This is a genomic window from Neisseria sp. HMSC061H08, from assembly GCF_001836795.1.
GTDB lineage: Bacteria > Pseudomonadota > Gammaproteobacteria > Burkholderiales > Neisseriaceae > Neisseria > Neisseria subflava_A.
Map to the genome: position 1 here is coordinate 53,560 of NZ_KV830588.1, position 22,088 is coordinate 75,647.

Genomic DNA, 22,088 nt, shown 5'->3' on the forward strand with positions numbered 1-22,088 from the left:
CGGCCTTTGGGTAGCAATCACAAACGCACTTCGATTCCTGCTTCGCGCATGGCCAGTTTTGCTTCGCGGATACTCGCTTCGCCAAAGTGGAAAATACTGGCGGCCAATACCGCATCGGCCTTACCTTCTTTAATGCCGTCCACCAAGTGTTGAACCGAACCGACGCCGCCGGAAGCAATGACCGGAATATCGACCGCTTCGCTGACCGCGCGTGTCAAAGACAGGTTGAAACCTTGCTTGGTACCGTCCCGGTCCATGCTGGTCAGCAAAATCTCGCCTGCGCCGCGCCGCTGCATTTCGACAGCCCATTCCACCGCGTCCAAACTGGTCGGATTACGTCCGCCGTGGGTAAAGATTTCCCAACGGGTGTTTTCAGGGTTGACCGCTTTGGCATCCACGGCAACGACAATCGCCTGAGAACCAAAAAAACCGGCCGCTTCGTTGACCAGATCAGGATTGGTTACGGCAGCCGTATTGATGCTGGCCTTATCGGCACCGGCATTGAGCAGGCGGCGGATATCGGCAACCGTACGCACACCGCCGCCGACTGTCAACGGAATAAAAACTTGCGAAGCGACCGCCTCGATAACGTGCAAAATAGTATCGCGATTGTCGCTGGAAGCGGTGATGTCCAAAAAGGTCAACTCATCCGCACCTTCATCGTTGTAGCGTTTGGCAACGTCAACCGGATTGCCTGCATCGCGCAAACCCAAAAAGTTGACGCCTTTTACCACGCGGCCGTCTTTTACATCCAGACAAGGAATAATTCGTTTTGCCAATGCCATACCCAATACCTCTTATCCGTTATCAGGCCGTCTGAAACCGTCAGGCCAAAAATTTGCCCAACCAATCCGGCAAATGTTGCAACAGTTGAAAATAACCGATACCGGCCATCATCGCCAACACGCAGGAAATAATAAAATTGCTGTCGATACGGCCGACAATGGCGAAAATCAACCCGACAAATGCCCATATTATCCCGTTGAAAATCATCCAATAGGTATCGATAATCGGCAAATCAAACGCCGTCAGCTGCCGCAATATCACTGCAATCAGTGTAAACCACAAACTTTCGCTTAGCGGATACACTTCTCGGTCAGATGACCAGATAATCCAAAAACCCAAAACAAACGCTTCAAGCATACTAATCCCTTAATAAAATATCGATTGGGTTATTTTTATAATTATTTCAAACGGATACAAACCCATGACCTATACAGGCAATCCCTTTGAGTGCATTTTTGTGTGCTGCGTCAGCCGCTGCGTTTTAATGGCCTGCAAGGTCTTATCCGCATAATCCGACACACTTAAGCCAAAGAATCGGCCAGTTTTTGCGCCTGTGCAAAATCAATGCTTCCCTCATAAATTGCACGGCCGGTAATCGCTCCGCTCACGCCCTCTTTTTCGACGGCACACAATGCGCGGATATCATCCAAATTCGTCAAACCGCCGGAAGCGATAATCGGAATATTCACGGATTGGGCCAATTTGACGGTAGCTTCGATATTCACGCCGCTCATCATGCCGTCGCGGCCGATATCGGTGTAAATAATGCTGTTGACGCCATCGTCTTCAAAACGTTGGGCCAAATCGACAACATGATGTTCCGTTACCGTTGCCCAACCGTCTATCGCCACCATACCGTCTTTGGCATCCAAGCCGACAATAATCTGCCCCGGAAATTCCTTGCATGCTTCGCGCACAAATTCAGGATTTTTTACCGCAGCCGTGCCGATAATCACATCAGTCAAACCCAAATCCAAATACTTTTCAATGGTTCCCAAATCACGGATACCGCCGCCAAGCTGTACCGGAATATCTTTGGCTACGGCGGCCAAAATTTCTTTAATTGCCGGAAAATTTTGAGGAACGCCTGCGAATGCGCCGTTCAAATCAACCAAATGCAAACGGCGTGCGCCTTGGTTGCGCCAATGCAAAGCCGTCTCTGCCGGCGAATCGGAAAACACCGTCGCCTGCTCCATCAAACCTTGTTTCAAGCGGACACAACGTCCTTCTTTTAAATCAATGGCAGGTATCAACAGCATTTTTTTCTCCTCTATTCAGTTTCAGTATATTTTACACAAATTAGCGATTTTTAGCAGATTTATGTTAAAAACCTCAAATCTGCCAATTTAAAAAATTCCGCAGCAGCAATAATCCTGCCTGATGGCTTTTTTCCGTGTGAAACTGTGTGGCAAACACATTGTCTTGACCGACAATGCAGGCAAATTCATTCGGATATTCGCTGACGCCTAAAACAATCTCTTCATTTTTCGGCGCAAAATAATAGCTGTGAACAAAATAGAAATACTCGTCCTGCCCAATGTCTTGAAACAAAGGATGCGGACGGGTTTGACGTACTGTATTCCAACCCATATGCGGCACTTTCAGACGACCTCCTTGCGCATCGGTCTGATTGGGCAAAAACCGTTTGACTTGGCCTTCAAACCAGCCCAAACCATCTGTATCGCCTTCTTCGCTGTGTTCAAATAATAATTGCGCACCTACGCAAATTCCAAAAAACGGCTTGTTTTTCAGGCCGTCTGAAACCGCCTCGCCCAAACCGCTGGCCTTCAGCGCAGACATACAGTCCGGCATGGCGCCCTGCCCCGGAAAGATAACCTTATCCGCCACCATCACTTCTTCAGGCCGCGAAGTCAGATAAACCTCGGCATTTTGCTTGGACAAGACCTGCGCCGCCTGAACGGATTTCAACACTGAATGCAGGTTTCCCATTCCATAATCGACAATCGCTACTTTCATTGTTTCTCCTCAGGCCGTCTGAACCATTTAATGATTAATATAATAATAAGAATGATTGTAGCAAAAGATGGTTTAAAACAAAATATTGCCACTATACAAAACGAATAATAAAAGGCCGTCTGAAATCCCAATCGGTTTCAGACGGCCTTTATTCATTCACATGATGCCTTATTCTTCAGATGCAGATTCTGCTTCTTCTTGAACAGATTCTTCGCTCAGCGTGCCTTTGGTAGAAGGCGTTTGACCCATCATGCGCGGATCGTATTCAACCGCCATGCGCAAGGCGCGGCCGAAGGCTTTGAAAACAGTCTCGGCTTGATGATGTGCATTACCGCCTCTCAAGTTATCAATGTGCAAGGTCATCATGCTGTGGTTCACGAGGCCGTGGAAAAACTCTTCAAACAAATCAACATCAAAACGGCCGATCAGGGCGCGGGTAAAGTCGATGTTGTATACCAAACCGGGGCGGCCGGAAAGGTCGATGACCACACGGCTCAACGCCTCATCCAGCGGAACATAGGCATGGCCATAGCGGGTAATGCCGGCTTTATTGCCAAGCGCTTGTTTCAAGGCTTGACCCAATACGATACCGATGTCTTCAACCGTATGATGGTCGTCAATGTGCAAATCGCCTTTGCAGGTAATATCCAAGTCAATCAAACCATGGCGCGCTACTTGGGCAAGCATATGTTCAAGGAAAGGAACGCCGGTATCCAGACGATATTTGCCGGTACCGTCAAGATTGAGGCTGACGGTGATTTGGGTTTCACAGGTATTGCGGGTAACGGTAACAAAACGGCCTTCGGTTGAAACACCAGCTTCGGCTGCTTCGACAGTTTGTTTTTCCAAACGCGCCGCTTCAACCGCCGCTGCTTTTTCTTGGTCTTTGCTGTGGTCACGGTTCAGCCAGCCTTTGCGTTTATGCATACCGGATTCCAACTTTGCAGCCAAGCTCGGACGAATGCCGCGTGCAGACTCATCACCTGCTTGTTGTTCCAAACGGCGTTTGAGCTGAGACAAAGAGGCGGAGTTTTCATAACCGCAAGCACGTGCAAGCTTGGTTAATGAGCCGGCTTCTTCAACCAGTAACAGAAAATTGGTCAAATGCAGTTGAGCTTTGTTCATAATGGTAGTTTCCTTGGAATCAAAGATTGGAGTAAAGGTTTTTAATAACCGCCAAGACGGCATCATTTTGCGCTGCCGAGCCTATGGTTATGCGGACACACTGATCCAAAAGCGGATGGCTGCCATGCAGTTTTTTAATCAGTATGCGGTTTTGCTTCAATGTTTCAAACAGCTCGTTCGCATCAGGCACGCGAACGGTAATAAAGTTGGCTTCGCTCGGAAAAACTTCCAAACGGTTTAATTTCAACAATTCATTCATCACGCGCGAACGCTCGTTTTTTAATGTATCAATGTTTTGCTGAATGATTGGATGATGCTTCAATGAGAATTTCGCCGCCGCCAAGCTTAATTGATTCATATTGTAAGGCGGAAGGATTTTGGCCAGTTCACCCATAATGCTTGGACTTGCCGCCGCATACCCCATCCGCAAGCCGGCAAAGCCGATTTTACTGATGGTGCGCATTACGACCAGGTTTTCGACTTCGCCCGCCCACGGAAGGAAACTGTCATGATGAAACGCACCATATGCCTCATCGACAACCACAATGCCGGTTGCCGCACGAATGACCGCCTCTACTTCTTCTCGTTTAAAACATACGCCGGTAGGATTATTGGGATAAGCAATAAAAATTAATGACGGCTGATGTTGCTCAATCGCGGACAAAACGGCAGGGAGATTTAAAGAGAAATCCGGATTTAAGGGAACACCGACATATTCCATGCCATAAAGCGCGGCATTATGACGATACATAACGAAACTTGGCTCAATACCCAATACACGCGCATTTGGTTTGGCAACCAGCATAGTCAAAAACTGGATAAGCTCGTCGGAGCCGTTACCCAACGCGATTTCCGCTTTATCGGGAATACCGAAAACTTCCCTCAATTCTTCATAAATACCACTCTTGGCAGTATGGGGATACAAATGAATCGGTGCCTGCTTTGCCAAGTCCGCCCATTCTGACAATAAAGATTCATACCCGGCGAAAGGATGATGCGGACACTCCATGGCATCCAACTTAATAAAACCTTCCGGTAAATCAGCAACCTGATAGGCTGTCATTACTTTAATATCATCACGGATAACATCAGCAACGCGATTCATGGTTTTCTATCCTCCTGAGATAAAGCATTTATAATAATAGCACAATTATTATTAGAAAAATATATTAATAAGACTATAAAACAGGATAAAGTTTCATTAATTTAAAGAAAAACAATAAATTCTTTCTTGAATATCCTTAAGCAATATTCTTGGCTGCCCCCGCATTTTTAGCGGTATAATTTCAAGTTTTCCAGTACGGCTTACGCCCTTTATATTGTGAACAATACTCGCTCCCCGTTACCTTATCTTGCAACTTCCATAAGTCTTATCCTTTTGATTTTACTTTCCTTATCATGGGAATTATGGATCGCACCATTGCGCGAAGGCGGCTCATGGCTGGCACTGAAAGCCCTGCCTTTGTGCCTGCCGTTGACCGGCATTTTGAAAAAACGCATCTACACTTACCAATACAGCTCCATGCTGATTCTGATTTACTTTGCCGAAGCCTGTATGCGCCTGGCAGACACGGCTCTCGCCAGCCGGATTTGCGCCGCTATTTCCGTATTATTGTGCATTGCCTTTTTCCTCGGCTGCCTTGCATTTATCAAACAACAAAAACACACATCAAAATGACCTACCACACACTTTCAGACGGCCTGACTGAATCTTCAGTGAAAACCTTTTGGCCTTTATGGCTCAGTTTTCTTTGGATTTGCGCCGTCCCTTTTCTCTCACTCTACCGAGTCGGCCCACTGCCCAGCTTTTATTTGGAAGCCATCTCACTGAGCGGCTCATTGGTACTGACATTGATTAGCGCACATAAAGGCCTGCTAAATATCCGCCTTCCTGCACTCAGTATCGGTTTGTTTGCCATGGCCGCATTTTGGTCGCTCCAAGCGCGCCTCATGCATTCTACCTACCCCGGTATGAGCGATATTACCGCCTGGACCTTTGTCATTTTGGCACTGGGCGCATGGTCGGTTCGCGGCTGGGTAGCAGCTTACGGACAGGAACGCGTCGTCAGCATCTTTGCTTGGTCTTTATTGATAGGTGCATCCATACAGGCCGCCATCGTCTGGCTGCAATTTAAAGGCTGGTCCAACGTAGAGTGGTTGAACGGCATCATTGCCCGAAGCAATGGCACCGTAAACGGCCAACTCGGCCAGCGCAACCATTTGGGACATTATTTAATGTGGGGCATTTTGGCGGCATCCTATTTATGGACGGCGCGCAAAATGTCCAATGCAGCAGGTTTTCTGTTCGTATTGGCTTTGACTGCGACCCTCGGCCTTGTCAACTCGCGCACCATCTTAGGCTACATTGCCGCCCTATTCCTGATTACGCCGTTATGGTTTTGGCGTACCCGTTTCCAACACAAACGCGCACTGTGCATTTTCCTTCTGACTGCAATCCTGGCCGCCGCTTTCCAATTCGGCATGGGCAGCCTGTTGGATTTGTTTGGCAACATCAAATACGAAACCGCTGTCGAACGCGCAGGCACCAGCGGTTTTGAAGGCTCCATGCGCCAAATCGAATGGAGCAAAGCATGGATTGCCTTTCAATCCGCACCTTGGTTCGGCCACGGCTGGAACAGCTTTGCCCAGCAAACCTTCCTGATCAATGCCCAGCAACAATACTTCCCCAACAATATCCTCGGCGTACTGTTTACCCATTCGCACAATATCGTCATGCAGTTATTGTCCGAAATGGGCATTGCCGGCACCTTGCTCGCAACCTTAACCCTGCTTGCAGCCGTATGGCGACTGTTGGGCCGCAACCAAACGCCGGCTTCCCTGTTTTTACTGACTGCCGCCTCCGTCAGCCTCTGCCACAGCATGCTCGAATACCCACTTTGGTATATCTACTTCCTCACCGTATTCAGCCTGATTCTGTCGCTGACACCTTCTTATCCGAAAGATGTTTCAGACGGCCCTTTATCTAGCCGAATCAGACAGTGGGCAGGCGGCATAGCCGCTTTATCGATTTTAATCGGCATGGCAAACCTCAGCTGGGAATATCAAAATCTGACCCAATATAGCCGTGTAGGGAAAACCGACGATCCGCAAACAGTTCAAAACAAAATCGACGGCTTGCAGCAGCTCTCCAAAGAAAGCCCCATGCTTGCCTATTACGCCGATTTAAGTTTGAGCAAACGTGCCGACCCGACCGATGCCTACATCCGCCCGTGGGCAGAAGAAGCCGCACTCAAAGCCCTGACCTACCGCCCCTACTCCAGCGCCTATCAAGTCGGCCTCTACCTCTACCGACAAGGCAAAAAAGAAGAAGGTGCGCAATGGATGCAGGCAGTGCAATATTATTACCCGTATATGATGTATTTCTACGCCGACAAAATACGCAGCCATCCGGTATTCGCCCCACTGCTGCCCAAACTTTTGTCCGATTGCAAAGATTTCATCAACGCACCGAAACACCAAACTGCCAAATCATGTGACAAACCCTAAACAAAACACACTCAATTGTCAGTTTGTCCTTACAGGCCGTCTGAAAATGTAAAGAGCGACAAGTTTCTATGCAAAAAAGCGCAAAAGCACAGAAAATTACGCTATCAACAAAAGCAGATTGCATGTTAAGATTGAATACAACTCTATTTTAATCGCCGCACCGCCTATTTAGTGCCACGGCGCATACAATCACGAAAAGGAAATTCCATGAGTCGCGTATTACTCGTAGATGACGATGCCCTCTTGACCGAATTGCTGACCGAATACCTGACTGCCGAAGGCCTCAACGTTCACAGCGTTCCTGACGGCGAAGCCGGCGTTCAAGAAATTCTGACCGGACAATACGATGTCATCGTATTAGACTCCATGATGCCTAAAATGAACGGTTTGGACGTACTGAAAAACGTACGTACCCAAAGCACCGTGCCCATCATCATGCTGACCGCGAAAGGCGACGACATCGACCGCATCATCGGTCTGGAAATGGGTGCGGACGATTATGTTCCGAAACCATGCACACCGCGCGAACTCTTGGCCCGCATCAACGCCATCCTGCGCCGCGCACAACACAGCAACGAACAAAACAACGCGCCTAACAGCATTTCCGTCAGCGACGTCGTTTTGTACCCGGCCAAACGCCAAGCCAGCATCAAAGACACTCCACTCGAGTTGACCAGCACCGAATTCAACCTGCTCGAAGTTTTGATGCGCCACGCCGGACAAGTTGTCAGCAAAGAAACTCTGTCCATCGAGGCACTCGACCGCAAACTGGCTAAATTTGATCGCAGCATCGACGTACACATCTCCAGCATCCGCCACAAATTGGGCGATGCCTCCCTGATTCAAACTGTACGCGGCTTAGGCTACCTGTTTGTTAAAAACTAAAGATTAAACAGATCAATGAAACTGTTTCAACGCATCTTCGCCACATTTTGCGCAGTCATCGTCTGCGCAATCTTTGTGGCGAGTTTTTCATTTTGGCTGGTACAAAACACCCTCGCCGAAAACCAATTCAACCAACGCCGCACCATCGAAACCACATTGATGAGCAGCATCATCTCCGCGTTCAACTCGCGCGGAGACAGCGGTGCGCGCGAAATTCTTTCGGAATGGAAAAACAATCCGGTTTCCAATGCCGTTTATGTGATTACCGGCGACGATAAAAAAGATATTTTAGGCCGCAACATCGACAGCCTGTCCATCGAACGCGCCCGCATCTTTGCCATCAACAATCCCGAATCCGATTTAGCCCACATCGAATACGACCGTTTCGGCGAAGAATACCTCTTCTTCATTAAAGGCTGGGACAACCATCAAGCCCAGCGCCTGCCCAGCCCGCTTTTCATTCCCGGCCTGCCGCTCTCGCCGATTTGGCACGAATTTATCATTCTGTCTTTCATCATCATCGTCGGCCTCTTGATGGCATATATCCTTGCCAACAACATCACCAAGCCCATTAAAATTCTTGGCGGCGGCATGGACAGGGTAGCCAACGGCGAACTCGAAACCCGCATTTCCCAGCAAGTTGACGACCGTGATGACGAATTGTCCCACCTTGCCGTGCAGTTCGACAAAATGGCCGAGAAGCTTGAAAAACTTGTTGCCAAAGAGCGTCATTTGCTCCACCACGTTTCTCATGAAATGCGCTCGCCGCTGGCGCGTATGCAGGCGATTGTCGGCCTGATTCAATCTCAGCCGCAAAAACAAGAGCAATACCTCAAACGGCTTGAAGGCGAATTGGTGCGCATGGATACTTTGGTAGGTGAATTATTGACCCTCTCCCGCCTGGAGACCTCCAATATTCCTTTGGAAAAAGAAAACCTCAAACTCGTTCCGTTCCTGACCAACTTGATTGAGGACAACCAAAGCATTGCCCACCAAAACAATCAAAGCGTTACCCTGAGCATTGACCCTAAAATCCCTGAAAATGCCGTGATCAGTGCCAACGAAGGCTATCTGTACCGCGCCTTTGACAACGTTATCCGCAATGCCATCAACTACAGTCCGGAAGGCAGCACCATTCAGGCCCATATCGGACAAGACGGCAAACACTGGATTATCGATATTACCGACAACGGCCCGGGTGTCGATGAAATGCAGCTTCCGCATATTTTTACCGCCTTTTATCGTGCCGACTCCAGCGCACACAAGCCCGGTACCGGCTTGGGACTTGCCTTGACGCAACACATCATGGAGCAGCACTGCGGCAAAATCATTGCTGAAAATATCAAACCCAACGGCCTGAGGATGCGTTTCATCCTTCCCAAAAAGAAAGCCGGAGACAAAAAAGAAGCCTAAAAATAAGGCCGTCTGAAACTCTTCAGACGGCCCAAAACACAAATAAGGAACCATCATGAATGCAACCGTCCAAACCGGCTACTTCTTCATGCCCGAACACATCATCCTTGTCGGCGCCAGCGAACGTCCGCACAGCCTTGGTGAACGCATTTTCAGCCATCTGCTCGGTTCCTCATACCAAGGCAAAATCACCCCCGTCAATCTTCGACACAGTAGTGTCGCAGGCATTCCCTCCTACTCCAGCCTGAGCAAAATCCCGGGCCAAGCCGATTTGGTTGTTGCCGTTATCCCGCCCGACCATTACGACTCGCTGTTCAAAGCCTGCCGCAAAAAAGGCCTGCGCCACATTATCCTGATCCAAGATTGGGAAAACCTACCGCCCGAATCCTGCAAAAATGCCCGTTCCATCATTCAAAAATATCACGGCGACGAATTAAACATCAGCGTGTGTAACAGCGCAGGCGTCCAACTTCCCTCACTCAATCTCAATATCGGCACCCAAGCCGACTATCCGGCCGGCCATATCGCATTACTCACCGGCCACAGCACTGTCAGCCGCAACATCAACCATCTGCTGAACACAATGCATCAAGGCGTATCGCGCCACATCAGCCTCAACTATGATCTAAGCCCCACTACATCCGCCGACTGGCTCAACCGCTTCGGCCACAACCGTCATACCAAAGTTGCCGTCATCCACTACAATCCGGCCGAAAACCAACGCGAGCTGTTCAGCGCCATCCGACACTTTGCACGCCACACCCCGCTTATCCTGTTGTCCACACATTACACCGACGACACAGACAAAGCCGTCCTACACAGCCTCGGCCGCCATTGCAACTTCCTGCCGGTATTCAATATCAACGAACTCGAAGCAGCCTTAAAAGCCCATCTTTCCGGCATTCCCATCATTACCCATCCCACTATTTTGTCCGATACGCCGATAGAATGGCTGCGCAGCACCGCCGATGTCTGCCAATTGACCCTCAACCTTCCAACCGACGCACCATCCATCCAGCAAGGCTGCATCGGCAGCGACCCCACGCCCGCACGCATCCACCGCCTGGCACTCGAACAATTGCAAAATCCGCACACCCAAGCCCTGCTCGGCATTATTTCGCCGGACACACCGGATGCGTACGGCATTCATCAAACACTGAATAACTTAGCACAAAAAACCAGCAAGCCCATTCTCATCAGCCATCGTTTTTCAGACGGCCTGACCCGGTTCAACACCCCGGAAGAAGCCTTGCTGACACTTTATTTCCGCAATCAAACCGCCTACTTGCAACAAGTGCAAAATACCCCTGCACCAGCCAAAACAGGCCGTCTGAAAACACCTAAAAGCAAAAGTATCGATAAAGCCATTGCATCCGGCCAAACCGAACTGATTGCGGAAGCCCTATACCTGCCTCCGTGCCAAACCCAAAAACTCAATGCCGTCCAATTCCGGTTCGGCCGCCATGCCATTTACGGCAACATCCTTACCGCCCATTACAACGGCAAAACCGAAGCCGCATTACCTCCTTTCACCACGCTCGATATCCAGCGTTTAAGCCAATTTGCGGAACTCGACAACACTTCCGTTCTCAATCAATTTCTGCATTCCCTAAACACGCTTATCCATAACGACCAGCATATCGGCGACATTATCCTCAACTACAACGGTAGACAATACAGCAGCACCATCATTCCAGAAATCGTGGAAAAACCTGTTGCACCAACAACCAAAATTCCTAAAAAAGCCGTCCAAACCTTAGAACAGGCTGCTGCTAAAATGCAAAGTGCCGCCGCCTACCTCCAACAAAAAAATCCGGCCGCAGCCGAGTTTCTACGCAACACCGGAGAAGCCGCGTCCGAACTGCTGCACCCTAAAACCGAAACACCCGAAATACAAAACGTACTCGCCCCCTACCCGAACCAAACCGACACATTCGTCCTGCCCGACGGCAACACCCTGCACATTCGCGCACTAGAGCCTGAAGATGCCGAAGCCAAACAAAAATTTGTCCGCCAATTACCTGCGGCCGACCGCTATACGCGCTTCATGACCCACACCAACGAATTGCCGCAGCCCACACTCGCACGGCTGACCCGCCCCGATTTCCATAACGAATGCGCATGGGCCGCCTTCGCTTCAGACGGCCGTATCGTCGCAGTCAGCCGTTACAGCCGCATCAATCGCAACGAATGCGAATTCGGCATTACATTGGCCGCCGAAGCCCGCAAAACCGGCTTGGCCGGCAAAATGATGGGCCTCATTATCCAAACTGCCACACAGCAAGGTTATCAAACCATGAATGCGGAAATCCTCAAAGAAAACACACCGATGCTCAAACTCGCTGAAAAATCAGGATTTACCGTTACTCCGTCGGAAACCGACCGCGGACTGTATCAAGCAAGCCTCGATTTGAACGCATGGCAAAACAGCAACAAAAACAAATAAAAACTTGCATAACCCGTGTGAAATATCCTAAAATTAGCGGTTTCTATATATCCGCATTTTTCAAAAGGACTCAAAATGGTAGTTATCCGTTTGGCTCGCGGCGGCTCAAAACACCGCCCTTTCTTCAACGTAGTCGTAACTGACTCTCGCAACCGTCGTGACGGCCGCTTCATCGAGCGCGTAGGTTTCTACAACCCCGTTGCCAACGAAAAACAAGAACGCGTACGTTTCGACGCAGACCGCATCAACCACTGGGTTGCTCAAGGCGCGAAAGTTAGCGATGCAGTTGCCAAACTGATTAAAGAGCAAAAAATCGCTGCTTAATCAGCTGAAACGACCATGACAGACACTCAAAAACGGGTAGCCATGGGCTACATCAAAGGCGTATTCGGCATTAAAGGCTGGCTTAAAATTGCCGCCAATACCGAATACACCGACAGCCTGCTGGACTACCCAGAGTGGCAGTTGTGCAAGGATGGCAAAACCCTGAATGTCACGCTTGAGGCAGGTAAAATTGTCAATGGTGAACTTCAGGTCAAATTTGAAGGGATAGACGATCGCGATCAAGCATTTGCCTTGCGCGGCTATACCATCGAAATTCCCAGAGAGTCATTCGCCCCTACTGAGGAAGACGAATACTACTGGGCAGATTTAGTCGGCATGACCGTCATCAACAAAGAAAACATCGTCCTCGGCAAAGTCAGCAACCTGATGGAAACCGGCGCGAATGATGTTTTGATGATTAAAGGCGAACACGGACAAATCCTGATTCCCTTCGTCTCCAACTATATCGAATCTGTCGATACCGACAGCAAAACCATTATCGCCGACTGGGGTTTGGACTACTGATGCTGATTCAAGCCATCACCATTTTTCCAGAGATGTTCGACAGTATTGTCGAATATGGCGTTACAGGCAGGGCAAGAAAACAAAACCTTTGGCAGTTTCAAGCCATTAATCCCCGAAAATTTGCCGACAACAAACTTGGCTATATCGATGATCGCCCCTTCGGAGGCGGCCCGGGAATGATTATGATGGCACCACCGCTTCAAGCGGCAATCGAAGAAGCCAAAGCAAACTCGCAAAAACCTGCCAAAGTAATTTATCTCAGTCCGCAAGGTCAGCCGCTGACACACAAAAAGGCTGCAGAACTTGCCGAACTGCCCCATCTCATTCTTCTATGCGGACGCTATGAAGGCATAGATGAAAGACTGCTGCAAAGCAGTGTGGACGAAGAAATCAGCATTGGCGACTTTGTTGTCTCGGGTGGTGAATTACCCGCCATGATGTTGATGGATGCCGTCTTAAGATTGGTACCGGGTGTATTGGGCGATATACAGTCAGCCGAACAAGACTCGTTTTCAGACGGCCTTTTAGACTGTCCTCATTACACCAAACCCGTAGAATTCCAAGGCATGATGGTTCCTGAGGTCTTACGCTCAGGAAATCATGGCTTGATTGCCGAGTGGCGATTGAAACAATCGCTGCGACGCACTTTAGAGCGCCGACCTGATTTATTGGAAAAGCGCAGTTTAATCCCAAAGGAATCCCGCCTCTTAAAAGAAATCTTGCAAGAGCAACAGGAAATCCAATCATAACTTAGGAAAAACAAATGAACTTGATTCAACAATTAGAGCAAGAAGAAATCGCTCGCTTGAACAAAGAAATCCCTGAATTCGCTCCGGGCGACACCGTTGTCGTATCTGTACGCGTGGTTGAGGGTTCTCGCAGCCGTCTGCAAGCATACGAAGGTGTGGTTATCGCCCGCCGCAACCGTGGTCTGAACAGCAACTTTATCGTTCGCAAAATCTCTAGCGGCGAAGGTGTAGAACGTACTTTCCAACTGTACTCCCCTACCGTAGAAAAAATCGAAGTTAAACGCCGCGGTGACGTACGTCGCGCTAAACTGTACTACTTGCGTGGCCTGACCGGTAAAGCAGCCCGTATTAAAGAAAAATTGCCTGCTCGCAAAGGCTAATCAACTTTATCAAAAACCCACTTCAATGAAGTGGGTTTTTTGTTTTTATACAAGATCTCCTCGTCTTTCTTACACAATCCTGTAAGCCAATCACAATTCCCATCTCACGCATAAACTTAAACAGAATCATAACCCCCTACTTTTGACCTCTATAAAAAAGGCCGTCTGAAACAAAAGATTCAGACGGCCTTGAATTACATCGGGCGGTTATTTAAACCATCCTGCTAATGCTGGAATACGTGATAATAACAGTGTATCCAAAATCCAAATAACAACGATTGCAGCAATGGCCGTTGGGAAAATCACAGCCAAAATCAAAAGTGGCACAGCCATTGCCCACCATACCGGCAATTTGATTTTCTGTGCAGGAGGAACCAGACCACGCGCTTCCGAAGGACGGCGTTTCCACCACATCACACAACCGCTGACACAGATAAAAATAATCGCCAGACAGAACACAACATTCGCCAACACGCTCCACCAACCCAGCGTACCCATATGCAAAGCAATGCTTGCTGCCATGAACTTGCCAAACCAGTTGTAATCGTCAAAATGAATATCCGCCAGGATTTTGCCACTGTATTGATCAATGTGTACCGTACGATCCGCAGTCGGACTAATCATATCGTAGCTCATTGAGTCTTGCGACAGCGTCCATACGCCGGTTTCGCCTTTAGGCAGGTTCAACTGATAGCGGCCTTTGAAGCCAATTTCGCGTGCAAAGCGGTCAACCGTCTCCAACGTCATCGGTTCGCTTGGATTAATGCCGTTTTCGCCCAGTGTCGTACCGGAAACCGGCATAGGCGTCAGCTCTAAAATCCACGGCACTTCTTTGGATTTGCCATCATTCAACACATCGCCATGGGTTGGTACGGAAGATACCGGGTTAGGCTCCACACCCCATTTGCCGGCTGGGAATTGACTCCATGCCTGAACCACTTTACCACCCCAAATACCTGCCCAAGCAATACCAGACAAACAGAACAGCAATAAAATCAAAGAAACCCAAGAGCCAACCGCACCGTGCAGGTTGCGCCACCAAGAACGGCCTTTGCCTGCTTTAGGCAAAAGGACGGCCTTCAGACTACGCTGTTTTACCCACCACAAATAAATACCGGTCACAATCATGATGATGGTCAGCGACGCAGCAGTTTCCAACAGGTAGTCACCAGTCGCACCCATCATCATATCGCCGTGGATTTCGTCCATCGTGTGATACCAGCCTTGACCGCGCGGCATCGTATTCACGACTTTTGCCGTATAAGGATCAACGGCAACCATAGTGGCTTTATCGTCGTTGTTCACGCGGAATACGGCCACCATATCATCTGCGCGCGGCGCAATATACTGCACCACAGAAGCAGTTTCCGGATTCACAAACTGTCTGGCGGCTTCAGCCTGAGCCGACAAAGGCTGCACCACTGCCTGCGGCGTAACATGTATGCGTTCGCCTTCTTTACCGGTGATATTGGCAAATAGCAGCATTCCCAACCCTGTAACAGCCAGCAGGGTTAAAAACGGCGCGACCAAAAGTCCGGCATAAAAATGCCATCGCCAAACAGTCAAATAACGGCGGTTAGCCTGTTGTTCATTTTGGGAAGTTGGTTTTGTTTCCATATATTCTCTTTATATAATTAAAGCAGACTAATCCTTAAGGATTATTAACGGACATTTTAATCAAAACCATTCATTTACGAAACCGTTTTTCAAGTGCAGCTTTGAAATACTTCAACATTTAGTTTGCAGGCCGTCTGAAAAAACAAAATAGACAGAAAACAACACTTTACTGAAAACCTGTTTTAATCATTGCGGTTTCGGCAGAATTTGGTAGAATACAGGCATTACTTATTTATTCATCAAGCCGCCAAGCTTTGGCGGCTTGTATTTTTATTTCCAATCCGGCTACTGTGCGTGGCCGGATAATATTTTAAAAGCATCATCATGCTTTCATGGAGAATCTTATGCAAAAAATCCCTTTGACCGTCCGCGGTGCAGAATTACTGAAACAAGAACTTCAACACCTCAAAAGCGTGGCTCGTCCAGAAATTATTGAAGCCATTGCAGAAGCACGTTCACACGGTGATTTGTCTGAAAATGCCGAATATGAAGCCGCCAAAGAGCGCCAAGGCTTTATCGAAGGCCGTATTGCCGAGCTGGAACACAAACTCTCTATGGCCCACATCATCAATCCTGCCGAAATCCATGCCGAAGGCAAAATCGTATTCGGCACAACAGTAACACTGGAAGATTTGGAAACCGAAGAACAAGTAACCTACCAAATTGTCGGCGAAGATGAAGCAGATATTAAAGAACGCAAAATCTACGTTGGCTCCCCTATTGCCCGAGCCTTGATCGGAAAAGAAGAAGGCGACGTTGCAGAAGTTCAGGCCCCCGGCGGCGTGCGTGAATATGATATTATTTCCGTACAATACATCTAAATAAACTCAAGGCCGTCTGAAAACGTTTTCAGACGGCCTTTTGTTACACCATCACAACTAAAACAGAATTTCCCAAAGAGAAACCAGATGAGTCTACCCTACAAAATCACTCAAACCGCTACTACCATTTGGCTAGGCATGCAACTGACAGCCGGCTACATTGTCGCCCCCATCCTATTCCATCTCCTACCTAAGATGCTGGCAGGCGAAATTGCCGGTATTTTGTTTGCGATTACAGCACTATGTGGCTTAGTTATTTTTGGCGCAGCCTATGCCTTTTTCAGAAAGCAACTGGCCTCACTTTCTTGGTGGATCTTGGTGCTTTGGCTACTCTTAGCCTGCAACCATCTTTTGGTTACGCCGGTTATCGAGGCACACAAGTACGGACTAGATAACTGGCTGCTGTCCCTAGTTGGCGGAACATTCGGAGTTTGGCATGGCTTATCCAGTATCATCTTTTTGATTTGCACAATACTCGCCGCTGTTTGCGTATGGAAATGGCCGAAGCCAAACTAATCTGTCTTAATAAAAGGCCGTCTGAAAATAAATCTTTCAGACGGCCTTTTATTTTGAATCATGAATTCCCCAAATCTTCAAATATAAACCATAAAAAAATGCCCTGCACATTGCAGGGCATTTTTCACAAACCGATTAAGGTTTAGCGTAACCGTGAACGCCATTGTAAGGAGCTGGGATCCAACCTTCATCAGTAGCAGGCAATTCGCCTTGACCTTCGATAGTTTGGCCTGGAGCAACTTGACGAGTAACAACGCTACGGATTTTAACATCAACGCGGCGGTCAGGTTCGATACAAGCAATAAGATCAGCACGTTTCTTAGCTTTAGAAACTTTTTTGCCCAATTTAGCAACTTCAGCTTCACAAGCAGCAGTCATGCGAGCTTGAGATTCGCCCAGACCTACTGCAGAGATTTTGCTAGAAGCAACGCCACGACCTACCAAGTAGTTAGCTACTACGTTAGCACGACGCTCAGACAGAGCTTGGTTGTATTGCTCAGAACCCATGAAGTCAGTGTGACCTTCAACACGTACAGTTTGTACGCTTTCGTTGCTCAGGCGTTGAGCCAAAGAGTCCAGGTTTTCTTGAGCTTCAGGACGCAGGTTGTCTTTGTCGAAGCCGAACAGAGTTTTAGTAGACAGGGAAACAGTTTCATCAACATACTCAGGAGCTTGTTGTACAGGAGCAACTGCTTCACGATCACCACATTCAACACGGCCTTGAGTAGCTTTGTCGAAGTAGCTGTTTTTCCAGCATTCGCCGTAGTTGTTACGGACGATTTCTTGAGATTTGCTGCTTACGGTGTAACCGTGTTTGGTGTGCGCTTCGCTGGCCATAGCGGTGCCAGAGGCAACCAAGGCAACGAACAATGCGCTTAATTTCAGCTGTTTGGTCATTTTATTCCCTCATCAAATTGTTATGCGGCGGACTAGGAAAGCAACCGCTGCAAAGTACCAATATACAGGCCGCAGTATCAAAACAGCGGCAAATCGGATATATCAGGTTGCACTATAAAGAAGCGCAAGGCAAACTGTCAATACTCGATGCCTTCAAACAATCATGAAGTGCCTGCTTCCTAGTAGTTAATCATGCCGAAAAATCAATCTTGTGTCATTAATTTAGGGCAAAATCAGACAATTCATCCACCTAAAGTTGTACAAAAACAACAAAATCCTCTTCCCTCTTCTTTCCTGAATTTTCTGTTTTCATATCATTAAAAGATATTTTCATTAAAAACAAACATTTTCAAAACTCGGGGCAAAACTGGACAAAATATGTTAAATTACATGCCGTTTGTCGCACAAAATCCACAATAACAACGTATCCGGTACTGCCACCATGAAACTGCAACAATTACGTTATGCCCTTGAGGTTTACCGACACAATCTGAATGTCTCTGAAGCCGCCGATGCGCTTTTCACATCCCAGCCCGGCATTTCCAAACAAATCCGCCTGCTTGAAGAAGAATTGGGTATCCAAATTTTTATCCGCAGCGGCAAACGTGTGGTTTCCGTTTCGCAACCGGGCAAAGCCGTATTAGAGATTTCGGAACGGATTTTGCGTGATGTACAAAACATTAAAAATATCGGCAGCGAGTTTACCGATCACGACAGCGGCTCGCTGACCATCGCGACAACGCATACCCAGGCGCGTTATGCTTTGCCCAAAATCGTTGCGGAATTTGTCAAAAACTATCCTAAAGTCAATTTGACCATCAAACAAGGAAGCCCTTCTGCGATTGCGCAAATGGTCAGCAGTGGCGAAGCGGATTTGGCAATTATTACCGAACAGATTGATGATCATCCTGAGTTGGGCAAGCTGCCCTGCTATGAATGGAACCATGCCGTCATTGTCCCGCATGACCACCCTCTTTTAGACTGCCGCAATCCTTTAAGCCTTGAAGATTTGGCTTCTTTTCCGCTGGTTACTTACGAATTTGCGTTCAACTCCGGCAGCAGCATTGCGCGTACCTTTAATAAAGCGCATATCGAGCAACCTGATGTTGCTTTATCGGCTGCCGATACGGATGTATTGAAAACGTATGTACGCTTAGGCTTAGGCGTGGGTTTGATGGCCAAAATGGCGTACGATCCCGTTGTCGATCAAGACTTGCAGCTGATAGATGCGGCGCACTTATTTGAGCCGTCGCCCACTTGGATAGCCTTACGCACCGACACCTACCTGCGTGGCTATGCCTATGATTTTATACAGATGTTTGCGCCGAAACTGACCCGTGAAGCGGTTGACCGCATTCTGTACACGCCGGTCGTTGAAGATTTTTCAATTTAACATCTAACTATCACTTGCGTAACTTAACATTTATTCTTTAACTTTTGTTAAAAAGGCCGTCTGAATAATTTCAGACGGCCTCAGATTCAGATAGCGTGCGAACAACCGGAAACCATTTTCTTCAAAGTCGTCGCATCTAGGATTTTGATGTGCTTGTGTTCAACCGAAATCAAGCCTTCATGATGGAATTTGGATAAGGTGCGGCTGACCGTTTCCAGTTTCAGCCCTAAATAGCTACCGATTTCCTCACGCGACATCCGCAGGATAAAATCGTTGGCGGCAAAACCTCGGGAATAGAGACGCTGAGACAGATTGAGCAAGAATGCGGCCAAGCGCTCTTCGGCGCGCATATTGCCCAAAAGCAACATCACGCCCTGATCTCGGACAATTTCACGGCTCATCAAGCGGAAAAAGTGAGAACGGAGGCTGGGAATATCCTGACCGAGTTCTTCAATATGTGTAAACGGAAGCTCGCATACCTCGCTGTCTTCCAAAGCCACAGCATCACAGCTGTGAATATGGGAACAAATCCCATCCATACCAATCAGCTCGCCCGACATAAAAAAGCCGGTTACCTGATCTCGTCCATCTTGGCTGGCGACTGTTGTCTTAAAGAAGCCCGCACGGATGGCAAACAAAGAGGTAAACGGCTCGCCGGCACGAAATAAGTACTCGCCTTTTTTCAGACGGCGGCTTTGACGGATCACCGCATCCAATTGTAAAAATTCGTTAGGCATTAATCCGACAGGCAAACACAGCTCGCGTAAAGAACATGTGGAACACAAGGTTTTCATTTGATGTGTTGCATTGTGTGTAGCCATAACGCACCTTTAATTTGCTTAGTTCTCTCAATCCCTGATTAAGCCGAATAACTATTGACCCATGTCAAAGTCGGCATATCATTATGAGGCATTCTACCAAACTATCGAAATTTTGACTAAAATTTTCCCTAATTTCCTTACTTCATACTACAAGCCCCGACCATGAAAATCATCCCCATCTCAAATAACACCAACACAAACAATGAATTACCGGAATTCGACCGCGAATTGATTGCCAGCTTGCCATCAAGCGGTCCGCGTTATACATCCTATCCGACCGCCGACCGCTTCCATGAAAGCTTTAAAGAAGCCGAATATATCCAAGCTTTAAACCTGCGCAACATGGGCGCGCTCAACAAACCCCTTTCGCTCTACATCCACATTCCCTTCTGCAATACCATCTGCTACTACTGCGGCTGCAACAAAATCATTACCAAAGACAAAAGCCGTGCCGATGCCTATATCCAGTATCTGGAAAAAGAAATGGAATTACTGGCACCGCATTTGGGCGGAAGATACCAGCTCGCGCAACTCCACTTTGGCGGCGGCACGCCCACATTCCTGAGCGACGACCAACTCGAACGCGTCTTCGACATGATTCGTAAATATTTCCAGCTGATTCCCAACGGCGAATACTCCATCGAAATCGACCCGCGCAAAGTCAGCCGCGAAACCGTCCTCAAATTGGGCAAACTCGGTTTCAACCGCATGAGTGTCGGTATTCAAGACTTTGACCCTAAAGTGCAGGAAGCCGTCAACCGCATCCAAAGTTACGAAGAAACCAAAGAAGTGATTGATGCCGCGCGTGAAGCCGGGTTTAAATCGGTCAGCGTCGATTTGATTTACGGCCTGCCGCACCAAAACACCGAAAGCATCAAAATCACCATCGACACGGTCTTGTCCCTCGATCCCGACCGCCTCGCCCTTTACCACTACGCCCATCTGCCGCATATCTTCAAACCGCAACGCCGTATCGACACCAATGTCGTACCCGGCAGCGAGGAAAAACTCGATATGCTGCAATATTGCGTTCAAACCCTGACCGAGCGCGGCTATGTTTTCATCGGTATGGACCACTTTGCCAAACCTGACGACGAACTCTCCATCGCCCTCAAAGAAGGCTTCCTGCAACGCAACTTCCAAGGCTACTCGACCTATGCCGACTGCGATTTGGTAGCGATCGGCGTGTCCTCTATCGGCAAAATCGGCAGCACCTACTCCCAAAACGAACGCGACATCGATGCCTATTACGCCGCACTCGATGCCGGACATCTGCCGATTATGCGCGGCTACCAGCTCAATCAAGACGACATTCTGCGCCGCAACATCATTCAGGATTTAATGTGCCGCTTCTCGCTTGATTATCAAATTTATGAAAGCGTGTTCGGCATTCCGTTTAGCCGCTATTTTGCAACCGAACTGGAAGATATGAAGCAACTGGAAACCCTCGGCCTGGTCCGCCTCAAACCGCACGGCCTGACCGTTACACCGAAGGGACGTTTCCTGATCCGCAACATCGCCATGGTGTTCGACTATCATCTGCGCCATAAAGAAACCAAAGCCAAATACTCACAAACCGTATAAACACTTAGGCCGTCTGAAAGTATGTGTTATATTTCAGACGGCCTTTTTTCACATCAAAAGCAACACAATGGATCAACCCGATTTCTTCCCCATTCCCAGCCCCTGCATCGGCGTTTGCGAAGCCAATGCCAAAGGCTATTGCAAAGGCTGCCTGCGCAGCCGGGAAGAGCGCTTGTATTGGCACCAGATGACCGACAGCCAAAAACATCAAGTCATGCACCTCCTAGCCCTCAGGAAAACCAAAATCCGCAACCGCAAAACAGAAAAGCCCGACACGGGCGAACAACCGGTTCAAAACCTGCTCGATTTCTAAACCGCCCTT

The 22,088-nt window shown here is 48.3% G+C and carries 23 protein-coding genes; 14 read left to right on the forward strand and 9 right to left on the reverse strand.

Annotated features, from left to right (window positions below):
• Nucleotides 1–17 precede the first annotated feature (17 nt).
• From hisF to hisC, 6 genes are all read right to left on the reverse strand, one after another.
• On the reverse strand, nucleotides 18–785 hold the full coding sequence (gene hisF / locus HMPREF2675_RS09245; protein WP_070814820.1) for an imidazole glycerol phosphate synthase subunit HisF: 768 nt from the start codon (nucleotides 783–785) through the stop codon (nucleotides 18–20).
• A gap of 40 nt (nucleotides 786–825) precedes the next feature.
• Complete coding sequence (locus HMPREF2675_RS09250; RefSeq protein WP_070814822.1) at nucleotides 826–1,143, reverse strand: multidrug transporter MatE; 318 nt, start codon at nucleotides 1,141–1,143, stop codon at nucleotides 826–828.
• Between the two features lie 164 nt (nucleotides 1,144–1,307).
• Nucleotides 1,308–2,045, reverse strand: coding sequence for a 1-(5-phosphoribosyl)-5-[(5-phosphoribosylamino)methylideneamino]imidazole-4-carboxamide isomerase (gene hisA / locus HMPREF2675_RS09255; protein ID WP_070814824.1), 738 nt, complete (start codon nucleotides 2,043–2,045; stop codon nucleotides 1,308–1,310).
• A gap of 73 nt (nucleotides 2,046–2,118) precedes the next feature.
• Entirely contained in the window at nucleotides 2,119–2,763 is a 645-nt protein-coding gene (gene hisH / locus HMPREF2675_RS09260; protein ID WP_070814826.1) for an imidazole glycerol phosphate synthase subunit HisH, read from the reverse strand.
• 168 nt (nucleotides 2,764–2,931) lie between these two features.
• Complete coding sequence (hisB, locus tag HMPREF2675_RS09265) at nucleotides 2,932–3,888, reverse strand: imidazoleglycerol-phosphate dehydratase HisB (RefSeq protein ID WP_070814827.1); 957 nt, start codon at nucleotides 3,886–3,888, stop codon at nucleotides 2,932–2,934.
• 19 nt (nucleotides 3,889–3,907) lie between these two features.
• Nucleotides 3,908–4,993: a histidinol-phosphate transaminase gene (hisC, locus tag HMPREF2675_RS09270; protein ID WP_070814829.1), complete on the reverse strand. Its 1,086-nt coding sequence runs from the start codon at nucleotides 4,991–4,993 to the stop codon at nucleotides 3,908–3,910.
• Between the two features lie 216 nt (nucleotides 4,994–5,209).
• On the opposite strand from hisC, the gene HMPREF2675_RS09275 reads away from it, so the two are divergent.
• From HMPREF2675_RS09275 to rplS, 9 genes are all read left to right on the forward strand, one after another.
• Nucleotides 5,210–5,566 (forward strand): DUF2069 domain-containing protein, encoded by a 357-nt coding sequence (locus tag HMPREF2675_RS09275; protein ID WP_070615794.1) that lies wholly within the window; start codon nucleotides 5,210–5,212, stop codon nucleotides 5,564–5,566.
• Entirely contained in the window at nucleotides 5,563–7,395 is a 1,833-nt protein-coding gene (locus tag HMPREF2675_RS09280) for a PglL family O-oligosaccharyltransferase (protein ID WP_070814831.1), read from the forward strand. Before HMPREF2675_RS09275 ends, HMPREF2675_RS09280 begins: the two co-directional genes overlap by 4 nt.
• Nucleotides 7,396–7,602: 207 nt before the next feature.
• Nucleotides 7,603–8,280 carry a two-component system response regulator MisR gene (gene misR / locus HMPREF2675_RS09285; RefSeq protein ID WP_070632537.1) on the forward strand — a complete coding sequence of 226 codons (678 nt, stop codon included), beginning with the start codon at nucleotides 7,603–7,605 and terminating at the stop codon, nucleotides 8,278–8,280.
• 15 nt (nucleotides 8,281–8,295) lie between these two features.
• Complete coding sequence (locus HMPREF2675_RS09290; protein WP_070814832.1) at nucleotides 8,296–9,693, forward strand: HAMP domain-containing sensor histidine kinase; 1,398 nt, start codon at nucleotides 8,296–8,298, stop codon at nucleotides 9,691–9,693.
• 55 nt (nucleotides 9,694–9,748) lie between these two features.
• Nucleotides 9,749–12,139, forward strand: a complete 2,391-nt coding sequence (locus HMPREF2675_RS09295) for a bifunctional acetate--CoA ligase family protein/GNAT family N-acetyltransferase (protein ID WP_070814834.1) — start codon at nucleotides 9,749–9,751, stop codon at nucleotides 12,137–12,139.
• A gap of 75 nt (nucleotides 12,140–12,214) precedes the next feature.
• Nucleotides 12,215–12,463, forward strand: a complete 249-nt coding sequence (gene rpsP / locus HMPREF2675_RS09300) for a 30S ribosomal protein S16 (protein WP_003684452.1) — start codon at nucleotides 12,215–12,217, stop codon at nucleotides 12,461–12,463.
• A gap of 15 nt (nucleotides 12,464–12,478) precedes the next feature.
• Nucleotides 12,479–12,988, forward strand: coding sequence for a ribosome maturation factor RimM (gene rimM, locus HMPREF2675_RS09305; RefSeq protein ID WP_003748672.1), 510 nt, complete (start codon nucleotides 12,479–12,481; stop codon nucleotides 12,986–12,988).
• Entirely contained in the window at nucleotides 12,988–13,737 is a 750-nt protein-coding gene (gene trmD, locus HMPREF2675_RS09310) for a tRNA (guanosine(37)-N1)-methyltransferase TrmD (RefSeq protein WP_070814836.1), read from the forward strand. The genes rimM and trmD overlap by 1 nt, the downstream gene beginning before the upstream one ends.
• Nucleotides 13,738–13,751: 14 nt before the next feature.
• Complete coding sequence (rplS, locus tag HMPREF2675_RS09315) at nucleotides 13,752–14,117, forward strand: 50S ribosomal protein L19 (RefSeq protein WP_003679470.1); 366 nt, start codon at nucleotides 13,752–13,754, stop codon at nucleotides 14,115–14,117.
• A 207-nt stretch (nucleotides 14,118–14,324) separates the two neighbouring features.
• Here rplS and HMPREF2675_RS09320 read toward each other — a convergent pair whose 3' ends face one another.
• Nucleotides 14,325–15,734 (reverse strand): PepSY-associated TM helix domain-containing protein, encoded by a 1,410-nt coding sequence (locus HMPREF2675_RS09320; protein ID WP_070814838.1) that lies wholly within the window; start codon nucleotides 15,732–15,734, stop codon nucleotides 14,325–14,327.
• A gap of 344 nt (nucleotides 15,735–16,078) precedes the next feature.
• Here HMPREF2675_RS09320 and greA point away from each other — a divergent pair, with 344 nt between their 5' ends.
• Complete coding sequence (gene greA / locus HMPREF2675_RS09325) at nucleotides 16,079–16,555, forward strand: transcription elongation factor GreA (protein WP_049322768.1); 477 nt, start codon at nucleotides 16,079–16,081, stop codon at nucleotides 16,553–16,555.
• A gap of 87 nt (nucleotides 16,556–16,642) precedes the next feature.
• On the forward strand, nucleotides 16,643–17,071 hold the full coding sequence (locus HMPREF2675_RS09330; RefSeq protein WP_070814840.1) for a DUF4149 domain-containing protein: 429 nt from the start codon (nucleotides 16,643–16,645) through the stop codon (nucleotides 17,069–17,071).
• A gap of 135 nt (nucleotides 17,072–17,206) precedes the next feature.
• Here HMPREF2675_RS09330 and HMPREF2675_RS09335 read toward each other — a convergent pair whose 3' ends face one another.
• Nucleotides 17,207–17,968: an OmpA family protein gene (locus HMPREF2675_RS09335; RefSeq protein ID WP_070814842.1), complete on the reverse strand. Its 762-nt coding sequence runs from the start codon at nucleotides 17,966–17,968 to the stop codon at nucleotides 17,207–17,209.
• A 442-nt stretch (nucleotides 17,969–18,410) separates the two neighbouring features.
• Between HMPREF2675_RS09335 and HMPREF2675_RS09340 the strand changes: the two genes are divergently transcribed.
• Nucleotides 18,411–19,361: a CysB family HTH-type transcriptional regulator gene (locus HMPREF2675_RS09340; RefSeq protein WP_070815021.1), complete on the forward strand. Its 951-nt coding sequence runs from the start codon at nucleotides 18,411–18,413 to the stop codon at nucleotides 19,359–19,361.
• Nucleotides 19,362–19,447: 86 nt separating this feature from the next.
• Here HMPREF2675_RS09340 and fnr read toward each other — a convergent pair whose 3' ends face one another.
• Entirely contained in the window at nucleotides 19,448–20,182 is a 735-nt protein-coding gene (gene fnr / locus HMPREF2675_RS09345) for a fumarate/nitrate reduction transcriptional regulator Fnr (protein ID WP_003748691.1), read from the reverse strand.
• 162 nt (nucleotides 20,183–20,344) lie between these two features.
• Between fnr and hemN the strand changes: the two genes are divergently transcribed.
• Nucleotides 20,345–21,766 carry an oxygen-independent coproporphyrinogen III oxidase gene (gene hemN / locus HMPREF2675_RS09350; protein ID WP_070814844.1) on the forward strand — a complete coding sequence of 474 codons (1,422 nt, stop codon included), beginning with the start codon at nucleotides 20,345–20,347 and terminating at the stop codon, nucleotides 21,764–21,766.
• 67 nt (nucleotides 21,767–21,833) lie between these two features.
• Nucleotides 21,834–22,079 (forward strand): DUF1289 domain-containing protein, encoded by a 246-nt coding sequence (locus HMPREF2675_RS09355; RefSeq protein ID WP_003748694.1) that lies wholly within the window; start codon nucleotides 21,834–21,836, stop codon nucleotides 22,077–22,079.
• Nucleotides 22,080–22,088: the final 9 nt, after the last annotated feature.